The organism is Nocardiopsis potens DSM 45234 (assembly GCF_000341105.1).
GTDB classification, from domain to species: Bacteria; Actinomycetota; Actinomycetes; order Streptosporangiales; family Streptosporangiaceae; genus Nocardiopsis_A; species Nocardiopsis_A potens.
Map to the genome: position 1 here is coordinate 168,684 of NZ_ANBB01000035.1, position 22,251 is coordinate 190,934.

General features: G+C 72.5%; 22 protein-coding genes and 1 tRNA gene. 21 read left to right on the forward strand and 2 right to left on the reverse strand.

From position 1 onward, the window contains the following. The first annotated feature begins 76 nt into the window (after positions 1-76). Positions 77-259 (forward strand): DUF397 domain-containing protein, encoded by a 183-nt coding sequence (locus tag D459_RS0113575; RefSeq protein WP_017593557.1) that lies wholly within the window; start codon positions 77-79, stop codon positions 257-259. Positions 260-455: 196 nt separating this feature from the next. On the opposite strand, the gene D459_RS0113580 is transcribed toward D459_RS0113575, so the two are convergent. Then, positions 456-854: a hypothetical protein gene (locus D459_RS0113580; protein ID WP_017593558.1), complete on the reverse strand. Its 399-nt coding sequence runs from the start codon at positions 852-854 to the stop codon at positions 456-458. Positions 855-1,248: 394 nt separating this feature from the next. Next, positions 1,249-1,320, reverse strand: a tRNA-Arg gene (locus D459_RS0113585). Between the two features lie 132 nt (positions 1,321-1,452). Between D459_RS0113585 and D459_RS0113590 the strand changes: the two genes are divergently transcribed. The 20 genes from D459_RS0113590 (at position 1,453) to D459_RS0113685 (ending at position 22,203) form a co-directional block, all read left to right on the forward strand. Further along, on the forward strand, positions 1,453-1,812 hold the full coding sequence (locus tag D459_RS0113590; RefSeq protein WP_017593559.1) for a response regulator transcription factor: 360 nt from the start codon (positions 1,453-1,455) through the stop codon (positions 1,810-1,812). Continuing rightward, on the forward strand, positions 1,812-2,942 hold the full coding sequence (locus D459_RS0113595) for a DALR anticodon-binding domain-containing protein (protein ID WP_017593560.1): 1,131 nt from the start codon (positions 1,812-1,814) through the stop codon (positions 2,940-2,942). Before D459_RS0113590 ends, D459_RS0113595 begins: the two co-directional genes overlap by 1 nt. Positions 2,943-3,012: 70 nt before the next feature. Beyond that, positions 3,013-4,404: a diaminopimelate decarboxylase gene (lysA, locus tag D459_RS0113600; RefSeq protein ID WP_017593561.1), complete on the forward strand. Its 1,392-nt coding sequence runs from the start codon at positions 3,013-3,015 to the stop codon at positions 4,402-4,404. Positions 4,405-4,466: 62 nt separating this feature from the next. After that, positions 4,467-5,768 carry a homoserine dehydrogenase gene (locus D459_RS0113605; RefSeq protein ID WP_017593562.1) on the forward strand — a complete coding sequence of 434 codons (1,302 nt, stop codon included), beginning with the start codon at positions 4,467-4,469 and terminating at the stop codon, positions 5,766-5,768. A gap of 289 nt (positions 5,769-6,057) precedes the next feature. Then, positions 6,058-7,116, forward strand: coding sequence for a threonine synthase (gene thrC / locus D459_RS0113610; protein ID WP_026120364.1), 1,059 nt, complete (start codon positions 6,058-6,060; stop codon positions 7,114-7,116). Between the two features lie 134 nt (positions 7,117-7,250). Then, positions 7,251-8,219 carry a homoserine kinase gene (gene thrB / locus D459_RS0113615; RefSeq protein WP_017593564.1) on the forward strand — a complete coding sequence of 323 codons (969 nt, stop codon included), beginning with the start codon at positions 7,251-7,253 and terminating at the stop codon, positions 8,217-8,219. A 436-nt stretch (positions 8,220-8,655) separates the two neighbouring features. Further along, positions 8,656-10,551, forward strand: a complete 1,896-nt coding sequence (gene rho / locus D459_RS0113620; protein ID WP_017593565.1) for a transcription termination factor Rho — start codon at positions 8,656-8,658, stop codon at positions 10,549-10,551. Between the two features lie 128 nt (positions 10,552-10,679). After that, a complete protein-coding gene (locus tag D459_RS0113625; RefSeq protein WP_017593566.1) occupies positions 10,680-12,485 on the forward strand; it encodes an L-lactate permease in 1,806 nt (601 codons plus the stop codon). 109 nt (positions 12,486-12,594) lie between these two features. After that, a complete protein-coding gene (locus tag D459_RS0113630; RefSeq protein ID WP_017593567.1) occupies positions 12,595-13,854 on the forward strand; it encodes a serine hydrolase domain-containing protein in 1,260 nt (419 codons plus the stop codon). Between the two features lie 228 nt (positions 13,855-14,082). Beyond that, a complete protein-coding gene (rpmE, locus tag D459_RS0113635) occupies positions 14,083-14,292 on the forward strand; it encodes a 50S ribosomal protein L31 (RefSeq protein ID WP_017593568.1) in 210 nt (69 codons plus the stop codon). Between the two features lie 109 nt (positions 14,293-14,401). Further along, the gene (prfA, locus tag D459_RS0113640) at positions 14,402-15,469 is read left to right on the forward strand and encodes a peptide chain release factor 1 (protein ID WP_017593569.1); all 1,068 of its coding nucleotides are present in this window, start codon (positions 14,402-14,404) and stop codon (positions 15,467-15,469) included. Then, positions 15,466-16,323: a peptide chain release factor N(5)-glutamine methyltransferase gene (prmC, locus tag D459_RS0113645; protein WP_017593570.1), complete on the forward strand. Its 858-nt coding sequence runs from the start codon at positions 15,466-15,468 to the stop codon at positions 16,321-16,323. The genes prfA and prmC overlap by 4 nt, the downstream gene beginning before the upstream one ends. Positions 16,324-16,378: 55 nt before the next feature. Beyond that, entirely contained in the window at positions 16,379-17,287 is a 909-nt protein-coding gene (locus D459_RS0113650) for an L-threonylcarbamoyladenylate synthase (RefSeq protein ID WP_017593571.1), read from the forward strand. Positions 17,288-17,400: 113 nt separating this feature from the next. Next, entirely contained in the window at positions 17,401-18,588 is a 1,188-nt protein-coding gene (locus D459_RS0113655; RefSeq protein WP_017593572.1) for a glycosyltransferase family 4 protein, read from the forward strand. A gap of 220 nt (positions 18,589-18,808) precedes the next feature. Further along, the gene (locus D459_RS0113660) at positions 18,809-19,270 is read left to right on the forward strand and encodes a hypothetical protein (RefSeq protein ID WP_017593573.1); all 462 of its coding nucleotides are present in this window, start codon (positions 18,809-18,811) and stop codon (positions 19,268-19,270) included. 63 nt (positions 19,271-19,333) lie between these two features. Further along, entirely contained in the window at positions 19,334-19,552 is a 219-nt protein-coding gene (locus D459_RS0113665) for a hypothetical protein (protein WP_017593574.1), read from the forward strand. 108 nt (positions 19,553-19,660) lie between these two features. Next, positions 19,661-20,503, forward strand: coding sequence for a F0F1 ATP synthase subunit A (gene atpB, locus D459_RS0113670; RefSeq protein WP_017593575.1), 843 nt, complete (start codon positions 19,661-19,663; stop codon positions 20,501-20,503). 94 nt (positions 20,504-20,597) lie between these two features. Further along, the gene (atpE, locus tag D459_RS0113675) at positions 20,598-20,813 is read left to right on the forward strand and encodes an ATP synthase F0 subunit C (protein WP_017593576.1); all 216 of its coding nucleotides are present in this window, start codon (positions 20,598-20,600) and stop codon (positions 20,811-20,813) included. 38 nt (positions 20,814-20,851) lie between these two features. Next, positions 20,852-21,397 (forward strand): F0F1 ATP synthase subunit B, encoded by a 546-nt coding sequence (gene atpF / locus D459_RS0113680; protein WP_017593577.1) that lies wholly within the window; start codon positions 20,852-20,854, stop codon positions 21,395-21,397. After that, positions 21,397-22,203: a F0F1 ATP synthase subunit delta gene (locus tag D459_RS0113685; RefSeq protein ID WP_017593578.1), complete on the forward strand. Its 807-nt coding sequence runs from the start codon at positions 21,397-21,399 to the stop codon at positions 22,201-22,203. Before atpF ends, D459_RS0113685 begins: the two co-directional genes overlap by 1 nt. Positions 22,204-22,251 lie beyond the last annotated feature (48 nt).

Below are 22,251 nucleotides of genomic sequence, written 5' to 3' on the forward strand. Positions count from 1 at the left end.
TCGTCGGCCCTCAGCGTGGACGACTCTCGCGTGTTCTTTCAGGAACGGCTGAACGCGGTCACGTAGAAGATGCGAGATGCCTGATATTCCCCATCGCAAGTTCCATAAGAGTAGCTACAGCTCCGGCAAGCAGGAGAACTGCGCCGAGGGGGCCACGACCTTCGTCCGCGACACCCGGAACCGCAGCGCCGGGTACTCGTCCGTCCCGGACCGTGAGCGGTGCGCTTTCCTGGAAGCCCTGAAGAAGGACGGCATCTAGGGACTCCTGGACAGCGGGAGGCCCCCAGTGTGCGGGCTGGGGGCCTCCGTCGTGCATACCCGATGTATTTTCCACCGGGAGCGTGCTCCCTGGGGCCTGCGACCCAGGTGTCGGATCCGGTCATGGGCCGGCGGGGAGGGGCTGGGGCCGGCGGCCGGGTCGGAGCCGGGCCGTGGTCAGGGCCCCGGGCGTCTCACTAGTCCTTGAAGGACCTCAGGCTGACCTCGGCCGATCCCGGCTTCCACGGGGTCTCGAAGCTCGACTGCCCGTTCTTGGAGCCCGCGTAGTAATAGTATTCCGCCGTGGACCTGCTGAATCCCACGGTGGCACGGAGATAGATGTTGTTGGACCTGGTGTCGACGACGACACCCTCCACCATCTGGTGCTTGGTTCCGTTGATGGTCTTCGTGCAGACGCCGTACTTCAGGTACCCCTCCCCTGCGATCGACTTCCTGAAGCCGCCCTTGCAGGTGGCTCCGGCCGCGGCCACGCTGTCGGCCGCCGCCTCGTCGGCGGCTGCGGGGGCGGGGACGAAGAGGGCGAGCGTCGCCGCCGCTCCGATGAGGGCGGAAGCGAATTTCCCTTTGGACGGCATTTCCGGTTCTCCTCTGATTTAAGGGGCGCCGGTGATGCTAGCCGAGGTGTCCGGCGGTGGGTAACGACTTCGACCTCGGTTTGAACATGCAGGTCGCAGGTGGTTTTCCGGGAAATCCGGGGAAGCGGTGAATCCGCGCGGCCGTTCTCCGTGATCCCCGGGGGTGAGCCTTTTCGTCCCGGGGTGCCGACTCGGCGGAACCGCCCCCGGCGCAGGGGTCTCCGGTGCGGGACGGCGGCCGGGGAGCCCGGGCGCGGGGGGATTCCGAGGACTCTTCCGGCGCGTCCGCCTTCGCGCCGGCGGAGGCCGGTACGGGGGAGCGCGGGAAAAGGAAAACCAGCGGGTGCCGAAGCATCACCGCTGGTCATTGTGCGACCCGGGAAGGTCGCGAATGTGCCCCCTGCAGGATTCGAACCTGCGCACACGGCTCCGGAGGCCGTTGCTCTATCCCCTGAGCTAAGGGGGCTCGCTGTGATCACTACTCTAACAGGGTCCGGAGGGTGGATCGTCCGTCTTTCCCGGGCCGGATCGGGGGAACCCCGGCGGGGAGGCGGGGCGCCGCGTTAGTCTCACGGCCGTGGGTGAAGCATTGGCGCGGGTGCTGGTGGTCGACGACAACGAGGTGATCAGGCAGCTCATCGCGGTGAACCTGCAGCTCGAGGGGTTCGAGGTGCATACGGCCGTGGACGGGCGGGACTGCCTGGAGCGGGCCGCCGAGGTGCGGCCCGACGTGATCACGCTGGACGTGATGATGCCCCGGCTGGACGGGTGGGTGACCGCGACGCGGCTCCGGGAGAGCGAGGAGACCCGGGGCGCCAAGGTCGTGCTCATCACCGCCCGGGCGCAGAGCGAGGACCTGCGCCGCGGCGAGGAGGTCGGCGCGGACGCCTACCTGACCAAGCCCTTCGACCCGACCGAGCTCATCGGGACCGTGCGCGAGCTGGCCGGGCTGGCCTGATGCCCCTCTCCGCCGCCGCGCCCCGGGCCGCCACGCCCTGGGGGATCGACGCGCTGCTCCGGGCGGCCGCCGCCGAGGCGCTGGGCGCCGACCCCGCCGCACTGCCCTGGACCGACCCGCGCCGCCTCCCCGGCCGCCCCGGAAGGTTCGCCTCCGCCGTCGCGCTGCGGGCCGGGGCCCCCGGCGGCGCCGACGCGGCCGCCGCCCGGATCGCCGCCGCCCTGCGCGCCCTCCCCGAGGTCGCCGCGGCCGAGGCGCCGGGCCGCGGCATGGTCGCCCTCGAACCCCGCCCCGACGCCCTCGCCGCCCTGGTCCCCGCCGCCTGGAACGGCGCCGCCTACCTCACCGGCGGCGCCCGGCACGCGCTGCCCGCCGAGGACGAGGACGGCTGGGCCCGCTCCGACCTGGCCGCCGCCCCTTCCCTCGGGCGCGCCCGCGCGCTCGCGCGCGAGGACGCCCGGCGCCGCATCGCGCTGGCCGCGCGGGCCACCGAGGGGGCGCCCGGCCCCCGGCCCGAACCCGCCCCGCCCCGCCCCGCCGAGGCGGACTGGCGCGAACCCGCCGCCGACCGGCCGCCCGCCGCCGGGGAGGCCGCCCGGCTGCTGGCCGCGGTCGGCGAGTCCGCGGCGCGGATCGCGTTCTGCCGGGCCGCCTCGGAGAGGCCCCGCCCCGGCGAGGTCACCGGCCCGGGCCTGCCGGCCGAGCCCGCACCCGAGGCCCCCGGCGCCTGGGCCCGGTACACATGGGACAACCCCGCCTTCGCCGTCCGCTACGCGCACGCCCACGCGGTCGCCGCCCGCGGCTGGGCCGAGCAGGCCGAGCGGGCCCGCACCGGAACCCCGCCCGCCCCCGGCCCGGACTGGCGCGCCCCGCTCGGCGGTCCCGCCGCCGACCTGGTCGGGGCCCTGTTCGACGGCCCCGGCGCGGTCTCGGCGGCCGAGCGGCGTGGGCAACCGCATATGCTGGTCAGATACCTGGAGGGACTGGCCGCTTCCTACCATGGATGGGCGCGGTCCCGCGATGCGGTGCGAGGCCCCGCGGCCGACGCGGTCGCGCTGTGCTCCGCCGCGTCCGGGGTGCTCGGGGCGGGCCTCGCCCTGCTCGGTGCGTCCGCGCCCACAAGGCCGTAGGCGACCGGCCCCGCCCGGCGGCCGCCGCCGACCCGCCGTCCGACGAACGAACAGCCGAGAGCCGCAGCCCATGAGCCGTTACGCCCACCCCGCAGGTCCGCGCCACGCCGACGTCCTCCCCGAGGACCACCCGCCGGCGCCGCCCGAGGACATCCACGAGCTCGACCCCCGGGTGTGGCCGGGCAGCGCGCAGCGCGTCGGCGGCGAGCTCACCATCGGCGGCGTCGGCGCCGACACCCTGGCGGCCGAGTACGGCACCCCGCTGTTCGTGCTGGACGAGGCGGAGTTCCGTCGCCGCGCCCGGGACTACAGGGAGGCCTTCGGCGACATCGGCGCCGACGTCTACTACGCCGGCAAGGCGCTGCTCACCAAGGCCGTCGCCAAGTGGGTGCACGAGGAGGGCCTCAAGCTCGACGTGTGCAGCGGCGGCGAGCTCACCGTCGCGCTGGCCGCCGGCTTCCCCGCCGCCGACCTCGGCATGCACGGCAACAACAAGTCCGAGGCCGAACTGGTCCGCGCCCTGGAGGCCGGGGTGGGCCGGATCGTGGTGGACTCCTTCGACGAGATCGACCGGCTGGAGCGGCTGGCCGCCGAGCGCGGCCTGAAGCCGTCGGTGCTGGTGCGGGTCACCACCGGCGTGGAGGCGCACACCCACGAGTTCGTCGCCACCGCGCACGACGACCAGAAGTTCGGCCTGGCGCTGAGCACCGGCGCCGCCGACCGCGCGGTGCGCCGGCTCATCGACTCCCCGCACATCGAACTGGTCGGGCTGCACTCGCACATCGGCTCGCAGATCTTCGACACCGCCGGCTTCGAGGTGGCGGCCCGCCGGGTCACCGAGTTCCTCGCCCGGATCCACGGCGAACTCGGCGTCACCCTGTCCGAGCTGGACCTCGGCGGCGGCCTGGGCATCGCCTACGTCCCCGGCGACGCTCCGCTGACGCCCAAGGCCATCGCGGAGAACCTGATCTCCATCGTCAGCCGGGAGTGCCGGGCCGGCGGCCTGCCGGTGCCGCGGATCGCGGTCGAGCCGGGCCGCGCCATCGCCGGCCCCGCCGGGGTCACCCTGTACCGGGTCGGCACGGTCAAGGACGTCGAGGGCATCCGGACCTACGTCAGCGTGGACGGCGGGATGAGCGACAACATCCGCACCGCGCTGTACGGCGCCGAGTACACCTGCGTGCCCGCCTCCCGGGTGAGCGGTGCCGAGCCGATGCTCTCCCGCCTGGTCGGCAAGCACTGCGAGAGCGGCGACATCATCGTCAACGACCTCTACCTCCCCGGCGACCTGCGCCCGGGCGACCTGGTCGCGGTGGCCGCCACCGGGGCCTACTGCTACTCGATGGCCAGCAACTACAACCACCTCCCGCGCCCGGCGATCACCGCGGTGCGCGACGGGGCCTCGCGCACCATCGTGCGCAGGGAGACCGAAGAGGACCTCCTCCGCCTCGACGAGGGCTGATCCGGGGCCGAGGGCCGACGACAGAACGCAGGAACCGTGAGAGAAGTGGGAGTCACCCCCCTATGGCGATGAAGGTGGCGCTGCTCGGATGCGGCGTTGTGGGTGCTGAGGTCGTACGCCTGCTCCAGGAGCAGGCCGGCGAGCTGGCCGCGCGCATCGGCACGCCCGTCGAGGTCGGCGGGATCGCGGTGCGCAGGCTCGGCCGGGCCCGCGGCACGGGGATCGACCCCGAGCTGTTCACCACCGACGCCATGGCGCTGGTCACCCGGCCCGACATCGACCTGGTGGTCGAGGTCATCGGCGGCATCGAGCCGGCCCGGTCGCTGATCCTGGCCGCGATCAAGAACGGCAAGTCGGTGGTGACCGCGAACAAGGCGCTGCTCGCCGAGGACGGCGCGGCCATCCACGACGCCGCCCGCGAGGCCGGGGTGGACGTCTACTACGAGGCCGCGGTGGCCGGCGCCATCCCGCTGCTCCGCCCGCTGCGCGACTCGCTCGCCGGCGACCGGGTCAAACGGGTCATGGGCATCGTCAACGGCACCACCAACTTCATCCTGGACCGGATGCACACCCAGGGCGCCGGGTTCACCGAGTCCCTGGAGGAGGCGCAGGCGCTCGGCTACGCCGAGGCCGACCCCACCGCGGACGTGGAGGGCTTCGACGCCGCCGCCAAGGCCGCCATCCTGGCCCGGCTGGCCTTCCACACCCGCCGGGTGACCGCCGCCGACGTGCACCGCGAGGGCATCACCGGGGTCACCGCCGGCGACATCGCCAGCGCCGAGGCGATGGGCTGCGTGGTCAAGCCGCTGGCCATCTGCCAGCTCTCCGAAGACGGCTCCTCGGTCGGCGTCCGGGTGCACCCGGCGATGCTCCCCCGGGAGCACCCGCTGGCCACCGTCGGCGGCGCCTACAACGCGGTCTTCGTCGAGGCGGAGTCGGCCGGCCGGCTGATGTTCTACGGCGCCGGGGCCGGCGGGGCGCCCACCGCCAGCGCGGTCCTGGGCGACCTGGTCGCGGTGGCGCGCAACCGGCTCTCCGGCACCTCGGTCGCCGAGGGCGGCCACGACACCGGCCTGCCGGTGCACCCGATGGGCGACACGGTCACCCGCTACCACCTGGCCCTGGACGTCGCCGACCGGCCGGGCGTGCTGGCCCGGGTCGCCGAGGTGTTCGCGGAGAACCACGTCTCGATCAAGAACGTGCGCCAGGAGGGGCACGGCGACGACGCCCAGCTGGTGCTGGTCAGCCACCCGGCCCCGGACTCCGCGCTGGACGCCACCGTGCGCCGGCTGCGCGCGCTGGACACGGTGCGCAGCGTCGCCAGCGTGATGCGGGTCGAGGCGTTGGGCAACAGCGCCGACTGACCCGCCCCGGCCGGTCCCGGCGCCGCCGCGCCGGGACCGGCCGGGGGAGGGCCGGTGAACCCCGGGTCTCGGCAGGTGAGACGGGTGGGCCCGATTAACCCGACTCCGCCTCCGGGGCCTAGAATCGAGGTCGGCGAGGGAACGCGGGCGTGCGCAGGCGCCGCCCGGGACCGGTCCCCGCCCTCCGCAGCACATCTGCAGCACGTCTGCACCGGCGCGTCGGGCGCCCCGCACCGCGGGCAGGCCCGGCGCCGGGCCGTCCACCAGCGCGAAAGGTCCTGTCGTGAGCATGGCACGGGCGTGGCGAGGGGTCGTCGAGGAGTACCGCGACCGGCTTCCCGTCACGGCGAACACCCCGGTCGTCACCCTTCTCGAGGGGGGCACGCCGCTGGTACCGGCCACCCGGGTCTCCGAGCTGACCGGGTGCGAGGTCTTCCTCAAGGTCGAAGGGCTCAACCCCACCGGTTCGTTCAAGGACCGCGGCATGACGATGGCCATCACCAAGGCCGCCGAGGACGGCGCCAAGGCGGTCATCTGCGCCTCCACCGGCAACACCAGCGCCAGCGCCGCGGCCTACGCGGTGCGCGCCGGGATGACCTGCGCGGTCCTGGTCCCGCAGGGCAAGATCGCGATGGGCAAGCTCGCCCAGGCCCTGGTGCACGGCGCCAAGCTGCTCCAGGTCGACGGCAACTTCGACGACTGCCTGGAGCTGGCCCGCAAGCTCTCGGTGGACTACCCGGTGGCGCTGGTCAACTCGGTCAACCCGTACCGGCTGCAGGGCCAGAAGACCGCCTCCTTCGAGGTGGTCGACGCGCTCGGCGACGCCCCCGACGTGCACTGCCTGCCGGTCGGCAACGCCGGCAACATCAGCGCCTACTGGATGGGCTACAAGGAGTACGCCGCGGACGGGCCCGCCACCCGCACCCCGCGCATGTTCGGCTTCCAGGCCAGCGGCGCCGCGCCGATCGTGGACGGGGCCCCGGTGCGCCAGCCGCGCACCATCGCCACCGCGATCCGGATCGGCAACCCCGCCTCCTGGAAGCTGGCCGAGGACGCCCGGGACGCCTCCGGCGGCGCCATCGACTCGGTCACCGACCGGCAGATCCTCTCCGCCTACCGGATGCTCGCCGCCGAGGAGGGCGTCTTCGTGGAGCTCGCGTCGGCGGCCAGCGTCGCCGGCCTGCTCCAGGCGGTGGAGGCCGGCGCGATCGAGCGCGGCAGCCGGGTGGTGTGCACCGTCACCGGCAACGGCCTCAAGGACCCGGACTGGGCCCTGGCCGGCGCCTCGGCGGCGACCACCGTGCCGGTGGACGCGCACGCCGCGGCCTCCGCCCTCGGCCTGGCCTAGAACGCCGGGGAGGCCCTCCCCGCCCGGTGGTCCCGACGCGGCGGCCCCGCCAGGGCGCCCTGCCCCGCCGCGGCGTCGAGACCACCGGTGAGCAGTACCGAGAACCGCGCCCCGAGTCCGAGCGGAGACCGCGCATGCCCCAGACGCGCCCCGCGGCGGTGCACGTCCGCACCCCCGCCACCAGCGCCAACCTCGGCCCGGGCTTCGACGCCCTGGGCCTGGCGCTGGCCCTGTACGACGAGGTCGAAGCCGAGATCCGCCCGGACGGCCGGACCACCGTGGAGGTGGCCGGCGAGGGGGCCGGAGAGGTCCCGCTGGACGCCTCCCACCTGGTGGCCGTCGCCTTCCGGGCCGCCTACGAGTCGGCCGGGGAGGAGCCGCCCGGCGTCGCGCTGCGCTGCCGCAACGCGGTGCCGCACGGGCGCGGCCTGGGCTCCTCGGCCTCGGCGATCACCGCCGGGGTGGCGGCCGCGGCCGCCCTGCTGGGCTGGCGCGGCGCCGACGGCGGCCCGGACCGGGAGCGCGTCTTCCAGGTCGCCGCGGACGTCGAGGGCCACCCGGACAACGTGGCCCCGTGCGTGTTCGGCGGCTTCACCGTCTCCTGGCGGGAGGGGGAGCGCTGGCGCGCGCTGCCGATCGCCCCGTCTGGCCGGTTGCGGCCGATCGCGTGCATCCCCGAGGAGCGGCTCTCCACCGATGCGGCCCGGGGGCTGCTCCCCGCGGAGGTGCCGCACGCCGACGCGGCGTTCAACGCGGGGCGCGCCGCGCTGCTCGCCGCGGCCGTTTCCGGCCATCCGGAGCTGCTGCTGGAGGCCACCGAGGACCGGCTGCACGAGCATTACCGGAGCCCGGCGATGCCGGAGAGCGCGCGACTCGTCTCCGAGCTGCGTGACCAGGAACGCCTTCCGGCCGTGGTCTCGGGGGCGGGGCCGACCGTATTGGTGTTCGGCGTCGAGCCCGAAAACCCCTCGGATGCGGGCGATGCCGGGCAAATCAGTGCGGGCATCGCTGATTCGATTCGAGCCCGAACGGGTACTGGATGGCACATACGCCCCTTAAAAATCGATCCGGCCGGGGTACGGATCACTTCTCCCCGTTCATAGACCTGAGTCGAGGAATAGCTGTGGGCTCCGGTGATGTTAGGCTGGTCGTAGCACCAGATGCCCCGTTGCGGGGCGTGTGCTCATCCGCCACAGGGTCCTCCGCACCGACACCGCTCGTCGGCAACGCCGCACCAGCGGGGTCCGAGGTGGCCGCTGTGTCGAGCTCACGTCGCATCCGTGGCTCTGCCCATCCCACCGAGGCAGGTTTCCCGCCCGGCGAGAGCGACAGGACGGTCCACGGGAAGCACCACCGAGCTCAACGCCCCGACGTCTGGCTGTACCCAGAGCCCGCCGCGATTGGGTAAGGGCGCCATCCGACGGTTCCCGACATCCAGGTGGGGCATGCCCGACCCGGCCCAGGCCGGTTCGCACCACCGGGCCGTCCGTTCACCTAGAAGACAAACGGCACGAGCCCGCTCCTTGGGAAGGACCCTTAGTGAGCGACACCACCGAACTCCACACGGACGCGGCGGTCAGCAAGAACGACACCCCCACCGCGCCCGGTGCGGGATCCGGCGACGCCGCTGCACCGGCCAAGACCTCACCGGCCCGCGGCCGGGCCCAGTCCGGCGCCACCGGGCTGTCCGCCCTGAAGCTGACCGAGCTGCAGCGGCTCGCCTCCAGCCTGGGCATCACCGGTACGGGGCGCATGCGCAAGAGCGACGTCATCGCCGCGATCGAGGCCAAGCAGGGCGGTCCGGTGGCCGCGCCGCAGCCGGCCAAGAGCGCGAAGTCCGCCGGAAAGCGGACCGCGGCCGATAAGGTCGAAGAGCCCGCCACCGAGCCCGCCGCCGCCAAGGCGGACAAGGGCGAGGCCGACGAGCAGGCCGAGCGCACCGACAAGCGCGGCCGGCGCACCTCCCGCAAGCGCGGCGAGGAGGCCGGCGGCGAGCCGGGCACGGACGCGACCGAAACCTCTACCTCCGCGAGCAGCGTGACCAAGACTTCCAACACCTCCCAGAAGAGCGGCTCCGACGCACAGCAGCAGTCCGGCCGGTCCGGCCGCGACCGCCAGCGCAACCGCCGCAACCGCAACCGGGACGAGGGCGACGCCCAGCCGCAGCAGCAGGACTCCGGTCCCCAGCAGCAGGGCGGCGGCCGGGGCGGCGACGACGACTCCGGCGGCGGCCGCCGCCGCGGCCGCAGGCGCGACCGCCGGGACCGCCGCGGCGGCCGCGACCGCCAGGACAACGAGCCGGTGATCAGCGAGGACGACGTCCTGCTGCCGGTCGCCGGGATCCTCGACATCCTGGACAACTACGCCTTCGTCCGCACCACCGGCTACCTCCCCGGCGCCAACGACGTCTACGTCTCGCTGGCCCAGGTGCGCAAGCACGGGCTGCGCAAGGGCGACGCGATCACCGGCGCCGTGCGCCAGCCCCGCGAGGGCGAGCGCCGGGAGAAGTTCAACGCCCTGGTCCGGCTGGACACCATCAACGGGATGGCGCCCGAGCAGGCCCGCAACCGCGCCGAGTTCTCCAAGCTGGTCCCGCTCTACCCGCAGGACCGCCTCCGCCTGGAGACCGAGCCGAACGTGCTGACCACGCGGATCATCGACCTGGTCGCCCCGATCGGCAAGGGCCAGCGCGGCCTGATCGTCTCCCCGCCCAAGGCGGGCAAGACCATGGTGCTGCAGGCGATCGCCAACGCGATCACCGAGAACAACCCCGAGTGCCACCTCATGGTCGTCCTCGTCGACGAGCGGCCCGAAGAGGTCACCGACATGCAGCGCACGGTCAAGGGCGAGGTCATCCACTCGACCTTCGACCGGCCGGCCGAGGACCACACCACCGTCGCCGAGCTCTCCATCGAGCGCGCCAAGCGCCTGGTGGAGATGGGCATGGACGTGGTGGTCCTGCTGGACTCGATCACCCGCCTGGGCCGCGCCTACAACCTGGCCGCCCCGGCCAGCGGCCGGATCCTGTCCGGCGGTGTCGACTCGACCGCGCTCTACCCGCCGAAGCGGTTCTTCGGCGCGGCGCGCAACATCGAGAACGGCGGCTCGCTGACCATCCTGGCCACCGCGCTGGTGGAGACCGGCTCGCGGATGGACGAGGTGATCTTCGAGGAGTTCAAGGGCACCGGCAACATGGAGCTCAAGCTCAACCGGCAGCTCGCGGACAAGCGCATCTTCCCCGCGGTGGACGTGGACGCCTCCTCCACCCGCAAGGAGGAGATCCTCATGTCCAGCGAGGAGCTCGCCATCATCTGGAAGCTCCGCCGGGTGCTGCACGCCCTGGACACCCAGCAGGCGCTGGAGCTGCTGCTGGAGAAGATGAAGGACACCAAGAGCAACACCGAGTTCCTGCTCCAGGTGCAGAAGACCACCTGACCGGCGGGGGCGCGTGCGCTCCGGGGCGGCTCCTGCGGGGGCCGCCCCTTTACGTTTCCGGCGGCACCGGCTTACCATCCTCGGGCGCCTGTATACCGTGTACTCCACCCCCCCCGGGAGCGCCGCGGATGGACGGAACGGCCCTGCTCGCCCTGCTCGCACTGGCCCCGATCGCCGTGGTCGGCGTCCTCCTGGTCGGCCTCCGGATACCGGCCAAGTACGCCATGCCCGCCGGGTACGCGGTGGTCGTCGCGCTCGCCGTCGGGGTATGGCGGGTGGAGTGGGCCGCGGTGGCCGCCTCCACCGTGCAGGGCCTGATCCTCGCCGCCGGCCTGCTCTACATCATCTTCGGCGCGCTGCTGCTGCTCGCCACGCTCACCCAGAGCGGCGCCATCCGCACCATCCGGGCCACCTTCACCGGGATCAGCCCGGACCGCCGGGTGCAGGCGGTCATCATCGGCTGGCTGTTCGGCGGCTTCATCGAGGGCGCCTCCGGGTTCGGCACCCCGGCCGCCGTGGTCGCCCCGCTCCTGCTCGCCCTGGGCTTCCCGGCGATGGCCGCGGTCATGGTGGGGCTGGTGATCCAGTCCACCCCGGTCAGCTTCGGCGCGGTCGGCACCCCGATCCTGGTCGGCGTGGCCGGCGGGCTCACCGGCACCCCGGAGGCCGAGGCGCGCGCCGCGGAGACCGCGGGCGGCTTCGCCGGGATGATCGACGCGATCGGGCTGCAGACGGTGCTGCTGCACGCGGCGGTCGGCACACTGGTCCCGGTCTTCCTGTGCGCCCTGCTGACCGGCTTCTACGGCGGCCGGCGCAGGTTCTCCGACGGGCTGGCGATCTGGCCGTTCGCGCTCTTCTCCGCGCTGGCCATGGTGGTCCCCTCGGTGCTCTACAACGCCTTCCTCGGGGTGGAGTTCACCTCGCTGCTCGGCGGCCTCACCGGCCTGCTGATCGTGCTCGCCGCCGCCCGCGCCGGGTTCCTGGTGCCCAGGACCGCCTGGGACTTCCCGCCGCGCGAGCGCTGGGAGGCGCGGTGGAGCGGGCGGCTCGCCCCCGGGGACGGGGAGGACGGCGCCGGAGAGGCGCCCCGGATCGGCCTGCTGCGCGCCTGGAGCCCCTATCTCATCGCGGCCGGGCTGCTGGTCGCCACCCGGCTCATCGGGCCGCTCAAGGAGCGCCTGGAGGCCGTGCGGATCGGCGCCGAGGGGCTGTTCGGCACCTCCATCGGCGAGGCGGTGCAGCCGCTGTACTCGCCGGGCGGCGTCTTCATCCTGGTCTGCCTGCTCACCTACGGCCTGCACCGGATGGACCGGAAGCGGATCGCCGCCTCCTGGCGGACCGCCGGCGGCCAGCTGGCCGGCGCCGCCGTCGCGCTGCTCTTCGCGGTCCCGCTGGTGCGGGTCTTCATCAACAGCGGCCCGGAGTTCTCCGCCGGGGGCCCGGAGTCCATGCCGCTCACCCTGGCCGGGGAGGCCGCGGCCCTGGCCGGCGGGGCGTGGCCGCTGTTCGCGCCGTGGATCGGCGCGCTCGGCGCCTTCGTCGCCGGCAGCAACACCGTCTCCAACCTCATGTTCTCGCTGTTCCAGTTCTCCACCGCGGAGCAGATCGGCGCCGCGCCGGAGACCGTGGTCGCCGCCCAGGCGGTGGGCGGCGCCGCGGGCAACATGATCACGGTGCACAACGTGGTGGCCGCCTCCGCGGTGGTCGGGCTGCTCGGCCGGGAGGGCGACCTGATCCGGCAGAGCGCGATCCCGCTGCTGTACTACCTGACCGCCGCCGGGGCCCTGGCGCACCTGGCGGTGTATGGCGTGGGTCTCACTCCGGGCGCCGCGGTGCTCGCCGCGCTGCTGCTGGTGCTCACCGCGGCGGCCTGGGCGGCGCGCCGGCGGGACGCGGCCGAGGCGGTCCGGGCCCAGGCCGGGGGCGGTTCCTGAGCGGACCCCGCGAACCGGGGCGGAACGCGCGGCAGGCCCGTGAAGGCAGGGACTCTTACCCGCGCTTCGGTTCGCCAAAACCGGGGTTCCGTGCTTCCATTCGGCTGGTATGGACTTCAAGAGGTGGGCCGCGACCGGGGGTGCGGCGGCGCTCGTGGCCGCCGCCGCGATCGTCGCCGTCAACGTCCCCTGGGGCGGTGAGGGGGACGCCACCGAGTCGACCGATGCGCGCCCCGCCCCGCCCCCCGACCCGCCGGACATCGGCGCGGAGCGCCGGATCGAGCTCCAGCGCGCCCTCAACGAGGTGGTCGTGCAGGGCTCCAGCGGGGCCGTCGCCGAACTGGTGGAGCGGAACGAGGGCGGCTCGGACGTCTGGAACGGGGTGGCCGGCGTCGCCGACCGGGAGCGCGGCACCCCGGTCGACCCCGACGCGCACTTCCGCATCGCCAGCCTGTCCAAGCCCTTCGTGGCCGCCACCGCGCTCCTCCTGGTGCAGGACGGCAGCCTGGAGCTGAGCGACACCCTGGAGGACATGCTCCCCGGGGTGGTGGAGGGCGGTCAGCAGATCACCCTGCGCATGCTGCTCAGCCACACCAGCGGGCTGTACAGCTACAACAAGGACATGCCCAGCGTGGTGGCCGACCCGGAGCGGAGCTGGACCCCCGAGGAGCTGGTGGAGGTCTCCCAGCGGCACCGGCCGGTCTTCCCGCCCGCCACCGACGTCGAGTACTCCAACACCAACTACGTGCTGGTCGCGATGGCCATCGAGCGGGTCACCGGGCGCCCCTACGCCGAGGCGGTGCAGGAGCGGGTGATCGAGCCGCTCGGCCTGGAGGACACCTCCATCCCGTTCGACTCGGAGATGCCCGAGCCGGTGCTGCGCGCCTACACCCGCTCGCACGGCTCCATGGTGGACATCACCGAGTTCAACCCCACCCGGTGGTACGGCACCGCGCAGGTGGTCTCCACCGTCGGCGACCTCAACCGGTTCTGGCGGGCGCTGCTCGACGGCGAACTGCTCGACGAGGAGATGCTGGAGCAGATGCTCACCGTCCAGGCCGAGCAGGAGAACGGCTACGGCTACGCGCTCGGCCCGCGCTCCTACACCCTGACCTGCGGCGAGCAGGTGTGGATGCACCCGGGCAACATCCCGGGGTCGCGCACCTGGACGGTGCACGGCGACGACCGCGACTTCACCCTGTTCCAGGCCCGCTCCGCCAAGGACCCGGACCCGCCCGCCTGGGCCATGATCGAACTGGCGATGTGCCCGGAGGAGGCGCCCGCCGAGCCCGAGCCCTCACCGAGCACCGGCGACTACCCGGGCGAGGACGTCGCCGGCACCGGCCGGGGCCAGGACGGCGGAAAGTAGCCGGTCGGGGAAGAACCGGCGGTCGGTTCTTGTTCGCAGGTCTGGCAGACTGGTAGGGGAAGGAACCTCCTGCCCTGTGGCAGGGGCGCGCCCGGTCCGACGACCACCGCGGTACCGGTTCGCGCACGCCGCTCACCCGCCCCTCCGCGCGTCGAGGGGGCGACCCGTGCCCAGCGTTCCTTCCCAGCGGCGTGCGTCCGGCGACCGCACTTGTCAAGAGGAGAACACGTGAAGGCCGACATCCACCCCGAGTACGTCGTCACCCAGGTGACCTGCACCTGCGGGAACAGCTTCGTCACCCGCAGCACCAAGGCCGACGGCTCGATCCGCACGGACATCTGCTCCGCCTGCCACCCGTTCTACACGGGCAAGCAGAAGATCATGGACACCGGCGGCCGGGTGGCCCGCTTCGAGAAGCGTTTCGGCAAGCGCAAGTAGCGCCCGCCGCAGCGGCGCCGGCCGCGCGCCTCTCCGGCGGCGCGCGGCACGGCGCCGCAGTGCATCCGCGCATCCGATTGGACACCACCTCGACGGGGACTGACGAAACGTGAAGCTGGACGACCTCCTGGGCGAGTACTACGAGCTGGAACAGCAGCTCGCCGACCCCGAGGTGCACGCCGACCAGGCGCGCGCCAGGAGCCTGGGCAAGCGCTACTCACAGCTCACCCCGATCATCGCCGCCTACCGCGAGCTCAACCAGGTGGAGAGCGACATCGAGGCGGCCCGCGAACTGGCCGCCGAGGACGCCTCCTTCGCCGAGGAGGCCGACCGGCTGGCCGACGAGGCCGAGCGGCTCACCGAGCGGCTGCGGGTCCTGCTCGTCCCGCGCGACCCGGCCGACGACAAGAACCTCATCATGGAGGTCAAGGCCGGCGAGGGCGGCGAGGAGTCCGCGCTGTTCGCGGGCGACCTGGTCCGGATGTACCTGCGCTACGCCGAGCGCCGCGGCTGGAAGACCGAGGTCATCGACTCCACCGCCTCCGACCTGGGCGGGTACAAGGACATCACGATCGCCTTCAAGAACAAGGGGACGCCCGAGCCGGGCGAGGGCGTCTGGCCCAACCTCAAGTTCGAGGGCGGCGTGCACCGGGTGCAGCGCGTCCCGGTCACCGAGTCCCAGGGCCGGATCCACACCTCGGCCGCCGGCGTGCTGGTGGTGCCCGAGGCCGAGGAGATCGACGTCGAGATCAACGACAACGACCTGCGGATCGACGTGTACCGCTCCTCCGGCCCCGGCGGGCAGAGCGTGAACACCACCGACTCCGCGGTGCGCATCACCCACATGCCCACCGGCATCGTGGTCTCCTGCCAGAACGAGAAGAGCCAGCTCCAGAACAAGGAGCAGGCGATGCGGATCCTGCGCGCCCGGATCCTGGCCGAGGCCCAGGCCACCGCGGACGCCGAGGCGCAGGCCGAGCGGAAGAGCCAGGTCCGCACGGTCGACCGGTCCGAGCGGGTGCGCACCTACAATTTCCCGGAGAACCGCATCTCCGACCACCGAGTCGGCTACAAGGCCTACAATCTCGACCAGGTCCTCGACGGCGACCTGAGCGGCGTGCTGCAGGCCCTCATCGACGCCGACACCAAGGAAAGGCTGGAGCAGGCCCAGTCATGAACTTCCTGCTCGACGAAGTCGCGCGGGCCACGCTTCGGTTGGCCGAGGCGGGCGTGGACTCGCCCCGCACCGACGCCGAGGAGCTGGCGGCGTTCGCGCACGGCGTTCGTCGAGGAGAGCTGCACCAGGTCGCCGACTCCGACTTCGACGCGCTGTACTGGGAGTGCGTGGCGCGCCGCGCCGCCCGGGAGCCGCTGCAGCACATCACCGGCCGCGCCTACTTCCGCTACCTCGAACTCCAGGTCGGCCCCGGCGTCTTCGTGCCGCGCCCGGAGACCGAGATCATGGTCGACTGGGCGATCGAGACGCTGCGCGCCATGGACGTCGCCGACCCCCTGGTGGTGGACCTCGGCACCGGCTCCGGCGCCATCGCGATCTCCATCGCCCAGGAGGTGCCGCGCTCCCGCGTGCACGCGGTGGAGCTGGAGGAGGAGGCGCTGGCCTGGGCCCGGCGCAACATCGAGGCCACCGGCCACGGCGACCGGGTCACCGCGCACCGCGGCGACATGCGCACCGCGCTCCCGGAGCTGGACGGCCGGGTCGACCTGCTGATCAGCAACCCTCCCTACGTGCCCACCGAGGACGCCCCGGTCATCCCGCCCGAGGTCCGCGACCACGACCCGGCGTCGGCGCTGTGGTCCGGCAAGGACGGCCTGGACATGATCCGCGCCCTGGAAGGGGTGGGCCGCCGGCTGCTGCGGCCCGGCGGGGCGATGGCCATCGAGCACGGCGACGGCCAGGGCATCGACATCCCCCGGCTCTTCCCCGAAGAGCTGGGCTGGCGCGACGTGCGCAACCGCAAGGACCTGGCCCGCAGGGACAGGTTCGTGGTGATGCGCCGCGCCGACGACTGACACGGCGGAGCGACACGGCGGCCCGGCGGCCGCCTTCGAGAACGGGGTGACATCCGTGAGCCGCAGCTACGACTGCGCCGACGACGAGGCGCGCAGGGACGGGATCGCCGACGCGGCGTCCACCGTGCGCAAGGGCGAGCTGGTGGTCCTGCCCACCGACACGGTCTACGGGATCGGCGCGGACGCGTTCAGCCCCGCCGCGGTGGCCTCCCTGCTGAAGGCCAAGGGCCGCGGCCGGGACATGCCCCCGCCGGTGCTGGTCGGGTCGGTGCGCGCCGCGCACGCGCTCATCGAGGACCTGGGCGGGCACGGCCAGGACCTGATCGACGAGTTCTGGCCCGGGCCGCTCACCATCGTCTGCCGGGCCACCCCGAGCCTCTCCTGGGACCTGGGCGACACCCAGGGCACGGTGGCGGTCCGGATGCCGATGCACCCGGTCGCCATCGAGCTGCTCAAGGAGACCGGCCCGATGGCGGTGAGCAGCGCCAACCTCTCCGGGCGGCCGGCCGCGACCCGGGCCGAGGAGGCCGCGGAGCAGCTCGGCGACTCGGTCTCGGTCTACCTGGACGGCGGCCTGTGCGAGGGCGGCGTCCCCTCCACCATCGTCGACCTCACCTACGCGGTGCCCCGGGTGCTGCGCTCCGGCGCCATCCCGATCGAGCGGCTCCGCGCGGTCTGCGGCACCGTCATCGGCGAGGCCAAGCCGCGCCGCCGCCCCGACCCGGAGCCCGAGGCCGAGCCGGAGAACGCGGAGGGCGGGCCCGAGCAGGGCGCCGCCGCGGAGGCCGGGGACGGCGCGCAGGGCGCGGCGGACAGCGCCGGAACGGACTCCGGGAAGGACGCCGGGACGGACGCCCCGGCCGTGTCCGCGGAGGCCCCCGAGCGGGGCGACGCGGCGGCGGAGGGGCCGGAGAGCGGCCCCGGCGGGGAGACCGGGGAGCCCTCGGCGCGGCGGAGCGAGTAGGGTGCCGGGAGTCCGGGGGAGTGCTAGTTTCGGGGGACCCGAAGATCCCCGCCGATGCGCGCGGCGGCCCGCGAGCCCGCGCGCGACGTCCGTGAAAGGCCACCGGTCACGCCGTGCGTGAGTACGCGCTCACCTTCGTCATCGCCGTGGCGGTCACCTATCTGCTGACCCCCTTCGTCCGGAGAGCGGCGATCGCCGTCGGCGCGGTGCCCCCGGTCCGGGACCGGGACGTGCACACCGAGCCGATCCCGCGGATGGGCGGCATCGCCATCTACGGCGGCTTCGCCGCCGCGATGCTGATCTCCGCGCAGCTCCCGCACCTGCAGGAGGTCTTCCGCACCGACACCGCGAAGATCTGGTCCGGGCTGCTCCTGGCCGGCGGGCTGATCACCGTCATCGGCATCATCGACGACCGGTGGGGGATGGGCCCGGTGCCCAAGCTGGCCGGGCAGACCGCGGCCGCGGGCATCCTGGTCGCCCAGGGCGTGCAGCTGCTCTGGCTGCCGCTGCCCGGGATGCAGCTCTCGCTCGGCCCGTGGCTGGGCGCGGTGCTGTCGGTGCTGCTCATCCTGGTCACCATCAACGCGGTGAACTTCGCCGACGGGCTGGACGGGCTGGCCGCCGGCATCGTGGCGATCTCCGCGATGGCGTTCTTCGCCTACTACTACGTGGCCGCGGTGGACCGCGGGTTCGAGCGGCAGTCCTACCCGGCGATGATCGCGATCATCCTGGTCGGGGTCTGCATCGGCTTCCTGCTGCACAACTTCAACCCGGCCCGGGTGTTCATGGGCGACACCGGCTCCATGCTGCTCGGCCTGCTGCTGGCCTCCATCACCATCTCGGTCACCGGGCTGTTCCTGCCGGACCGCGAGGCCGCGGCCGCCGGCGGGATGAGCGGGTTCCACTCCCTGGCCGCGTTCCTCCCGGTGCTGCTCCCGCTGCTGGTGCTCGCGCTGCCGCTGGCCGACCTGGTGCTCGCGGTGGTCCGCCGCACCCTGGCCGGCAAGTCGCCGTTCGCCCCGGACAAGAAGCACCTGCACCACCGGCTGCTGGAGCTGGGGCACTCGCACAAGCGCGCGGTGCTGCTGATGTACCTCTGGGCGGCGATCATCGCGTTCGCCTCGGTGTCGCTCTCGGTGCTGGACTCGCCGCTGATGGTGCTGACCGTGACCGTGCTGGTGGCCGCCTGCGCAGTGGGACTCATCACGCTTCCGCGGCTGCGCCGGCGGGCGCTCCGGCGCCGGGCCGCAGAGCTCCGCGCCACCGGATCCGAGCAGGCCGAAGGGGGGACCGGCGGCTGAGCGGAGTGTGAACTTCTGTGCTCCGCAGGGGGCGATTCCGGACTTCTCCGGGGGGTGGTGTCGGTGCACGCAGAACACCCCATACCCTGGAGTAGCACCCGGATCCGGACATCCTGAACACAGGTAAGCTGTGCGTAAAGGACTCCCGGATCGGGGGCCGAAATCCTTGTGATAGCTTTCACGAGCAAGCACCCCACTGAACACCGACCGGAGCTCAGCCATGCAGGAACACGACGCCCGGATCCTCCGCGGCGCCGCGATTCCCACCGCCCTGACCGGCCTCGTCGCGATGGCCGTCGGCTTCGCCTTCGCGGGGCTGCACGGGCTGCTCGGGGGAGTGTTCGCAGCGCTGCTCGTGCTGGGCAGCTTCGCGGTGTCCGCCTATGTGATCGCGTGGACGGGTGAGCGCAGCCCGCAGCTGATGCTGCCGGTGGCGTTCCTGGTCTACACGACCAAGATCGGCATTCTCGTGGTGGTCCTCCTGGTCTTCGGGGGGTCGACCGCGTTCGACCACACCGCCTTCGCGTTCTCCGCGCTGGCCTGCATCGTCGCCTGGCTCGGCGGGCAGGCCGTGGCGAGCAAGCGGGTCAAGCAGTTCTACGTGGAACCCGATCCGCAGCCCGCCGCGGAGCCCGAACGCGAAGGGGAGCAGACCGCCGCGTCGCCCGGGGAACAGCGGTGACCCCCCTCCCCAGGGGGGATGTGCAAACGATTATCACCAACTGCTATCTTCCGGAGCGACGAGATGAGCGAGCGTGCGGACGCGAAGGGCGCCGAAGAGGCCCCGCGCGCCAATGCGATGACGGTCCTCTCGTATCTACTGGGGGGCCTGGCCTTCTGGGGTTTCGTCGGCTGGTTGGCGGATCTGGCGCTCGGATTCGAGACGCTGTTCCTGCCCATCGGTCTCCTGCTGGGCCTGATCGGGTCGCTCTACCTGATCATCACCCAGTACGTCCGGTCCTGAACGTCCAGCCCGGTAGCCGGCGGCTCCCCGAGAGCGGCGCGGCAGGGCCCTATAAATCGAGGATTGAGTTGCGTCACGACGAAAGGGTTCGCCGTGAGTGCTGACGTCATGTACAGCGCCGCCGGTGAAGAGGGCTGCCATCTCTTCAACGACTTCGGGTGCGGCTTCGAGGCCCCTGGCACCAGCCTCTTCTTCCCGACCCCGTGGGTGGACTTCGGCCTCCCGATGACCTCGGGGATCACCAAGTACGCCCTGGTGCTGGTGGTCGCCCTGCTGGTCGCCGCGGGCTTCTGGTACTTCACCACCCGCAACGCGAAGGTCGTCCCCTCCCGAGGCCAGAGCCTGGCCGAGCTGCTGGTGGGCTTCATCCGGGACCAGATCACCCGGAACACCATGGGCAAGGAGGGCGACAAGTTCCTCCCGCTGATGGTCGCCCTGTTCCTGTTCATCTTCAGCATGAACGTGATGGGGATCATCCCCGGGCTGCAGCTGCCGGTCACCTCCAACCTGGCGTACCCGGCGGTCCTGGCGATCTTCGTCTTCATCCTCTGGAACGCGGTGGGCATCAGGCGCCACGGCGCGGGCGCGCACTTCAAGGCGCGGCTGGTCCCGGGCGGCGTCCCGGCGTGGATCCTCCCGGTCGTGGTGCCGATCGAGGCGCTGTCGAACTTCGTCATCCGCCCGGCCACGCACATGATCCGACTCTTCGCGACCATGTTCGCCGGCCACCTGCTGCTGGCGGTCTTCGCCGCGGGCGGCTGGTACATGTTCAACCTGTTCGGCGCCCCCAACATCGGCCTGGGGCTGCTCTCCACGGGCTTCTCCGCGGTCGCGCTGATCGGGTTCCTTGTCTTCACCGCCTTCGAACTCTTCATCATGGCCGTCCAGGCCTATGTGTTCGTCCTACTGTCCTCCATTTACCTCGGTGAGGCCATGGAGGGTGCGCACTAGAACGGTGCGCGCGCTTTACGACCCCAGTCCGGTAATCAACGTCAGTTCGGCGGCACAGAGCCCGTCGGCGTGTCTGAGTTAAAGAGGAAAAACAATGGAAATCACCGGTAGCCTCGCGACCATCGGTTACGGTCTCGCCGCCATCGGCCCCGGCATCGGCGTCGGCCTCATCTTCGGCATGGGCGTGCAGGCCATCGCCCGCCAGCCCGAGGCCCGCGGCATCCTGCAGGGCCAGATGATCTTCGGCTTCGCGGTCGTCGAGGCGCTGGCCATTCTCGGCTTCGTTCTCGCGTTCATCCAGGCCGGCTGATCTTCTAACCGTACGCGACAACGAAGGAGATGCCAGCCGTGATCGGATTGGCTGCAGAAGAGAACATCCTCCGTATCCACGTGGATGAGTTCGTCTTCGGCTCCATCGCCTTCCTCATCATCTTGGCCGTCGTCTACAAGATGTGGCCCAAGTTGAGCTCGGCTCTGGACGAGCGTGCCAACCAGATCGAAGGTGGCATCGAGCGTGCGAAGAAGGCCGAGGCGGAGGCGGAGGAGATCCGTCAGCAGTACCGCGAGAAGCTCGACGAGGCGCACCGCCAGTACGCCGCCGAGCTCGAGAAGGCCAAGGAGCAGCGCGCCGCGATCATCGCCGAGGCTCGGGACGAGGCCCAGGTCGAGGCCCGACGCATCGTCGATGCGGCGCACGCTCAGATCGAGGCCGACCGGCAGCAGGCCATCGCCCAGCTGCGGGCCGAGATCGGAACCCTCTCCACCGATCTGGCCGAGCGGATCGTCGGTGAGTCCCTCGCCGACGGCGCTCTGCAGAGCCGGGTGATCGACCGGTTCCTGGACGAGCTGGAGCAGGGCGAGAGCACGACCTCGAGCCAGGCCGAGGTGCGCTGATGCGTGGGATCAGCCGCACCTCCCTGGCCGAGGTCACCCAGCGCCTCGACGCGATCCTGCCCTCGGCCGACGCCGCGGCACTGGGACACGAGCTCTTCGAGGTCGTGTCCCTGCTCGGGGCCGAGAGCTCGCTCCGCCGCTGGCTGGCCGACCAGGCCAACCCGGCCGAGGCGAAGTCGCAGCTGATCGGCGAGCTCCTGGAGTCGAAGGTGTCGCCGTCCACGGTCCTCGTGGTCGGCGACATCGTCCAGGCCAAGTGGTCCCGCCCGCGGGACCTGCTGGACGCGGTCGAGCGGCTGGCGGTCTACGCGACCGTCGCCTCGGCCCAGGCCGGCGGCCTGGACGGACTGGAGGACGAGCTCTTCCGGTTCGAGCGGATCATCGAGGCGCAGCCGGAGCTGCGCGCCGCGCTGACCCTGGACGGGGTCGACGGGGCGCACAAGCGCACGCTTCTGGACGAGCTGCTGTCGGGCAAGGTCAGCGCCCCCTCGCTGGCCCTGATCACCGAGGCGGCCGTGCGTCCCCGGGGACGTACCCTGGAGCAGGGGCTGGAGCACTACCAGCAGCTGGTCGCCGACCGGGCGCAGCACTTCATCGCTGTGGTCCGGACGGCGGCGGCGCTGAGCGACGCCCAGCAGGAGCGCCTGCGCCAGGTCCTCACCAGGTCCTACGGCCGGCCCATCCACCTCAACATCGAAGTCGTCCCCGAGCTCGTGGGCGGCCTCTCCATCCGCGTAGGCGACGAGGTCATCGACGGCAGCGTCGCCGGGCGGCTCGCGGAGGTCCGCCGCCGCCTGGCCGGCTGACACGACGAATCACGCAACGCAATACGCACGGCGCCGGGTACAGCGGCG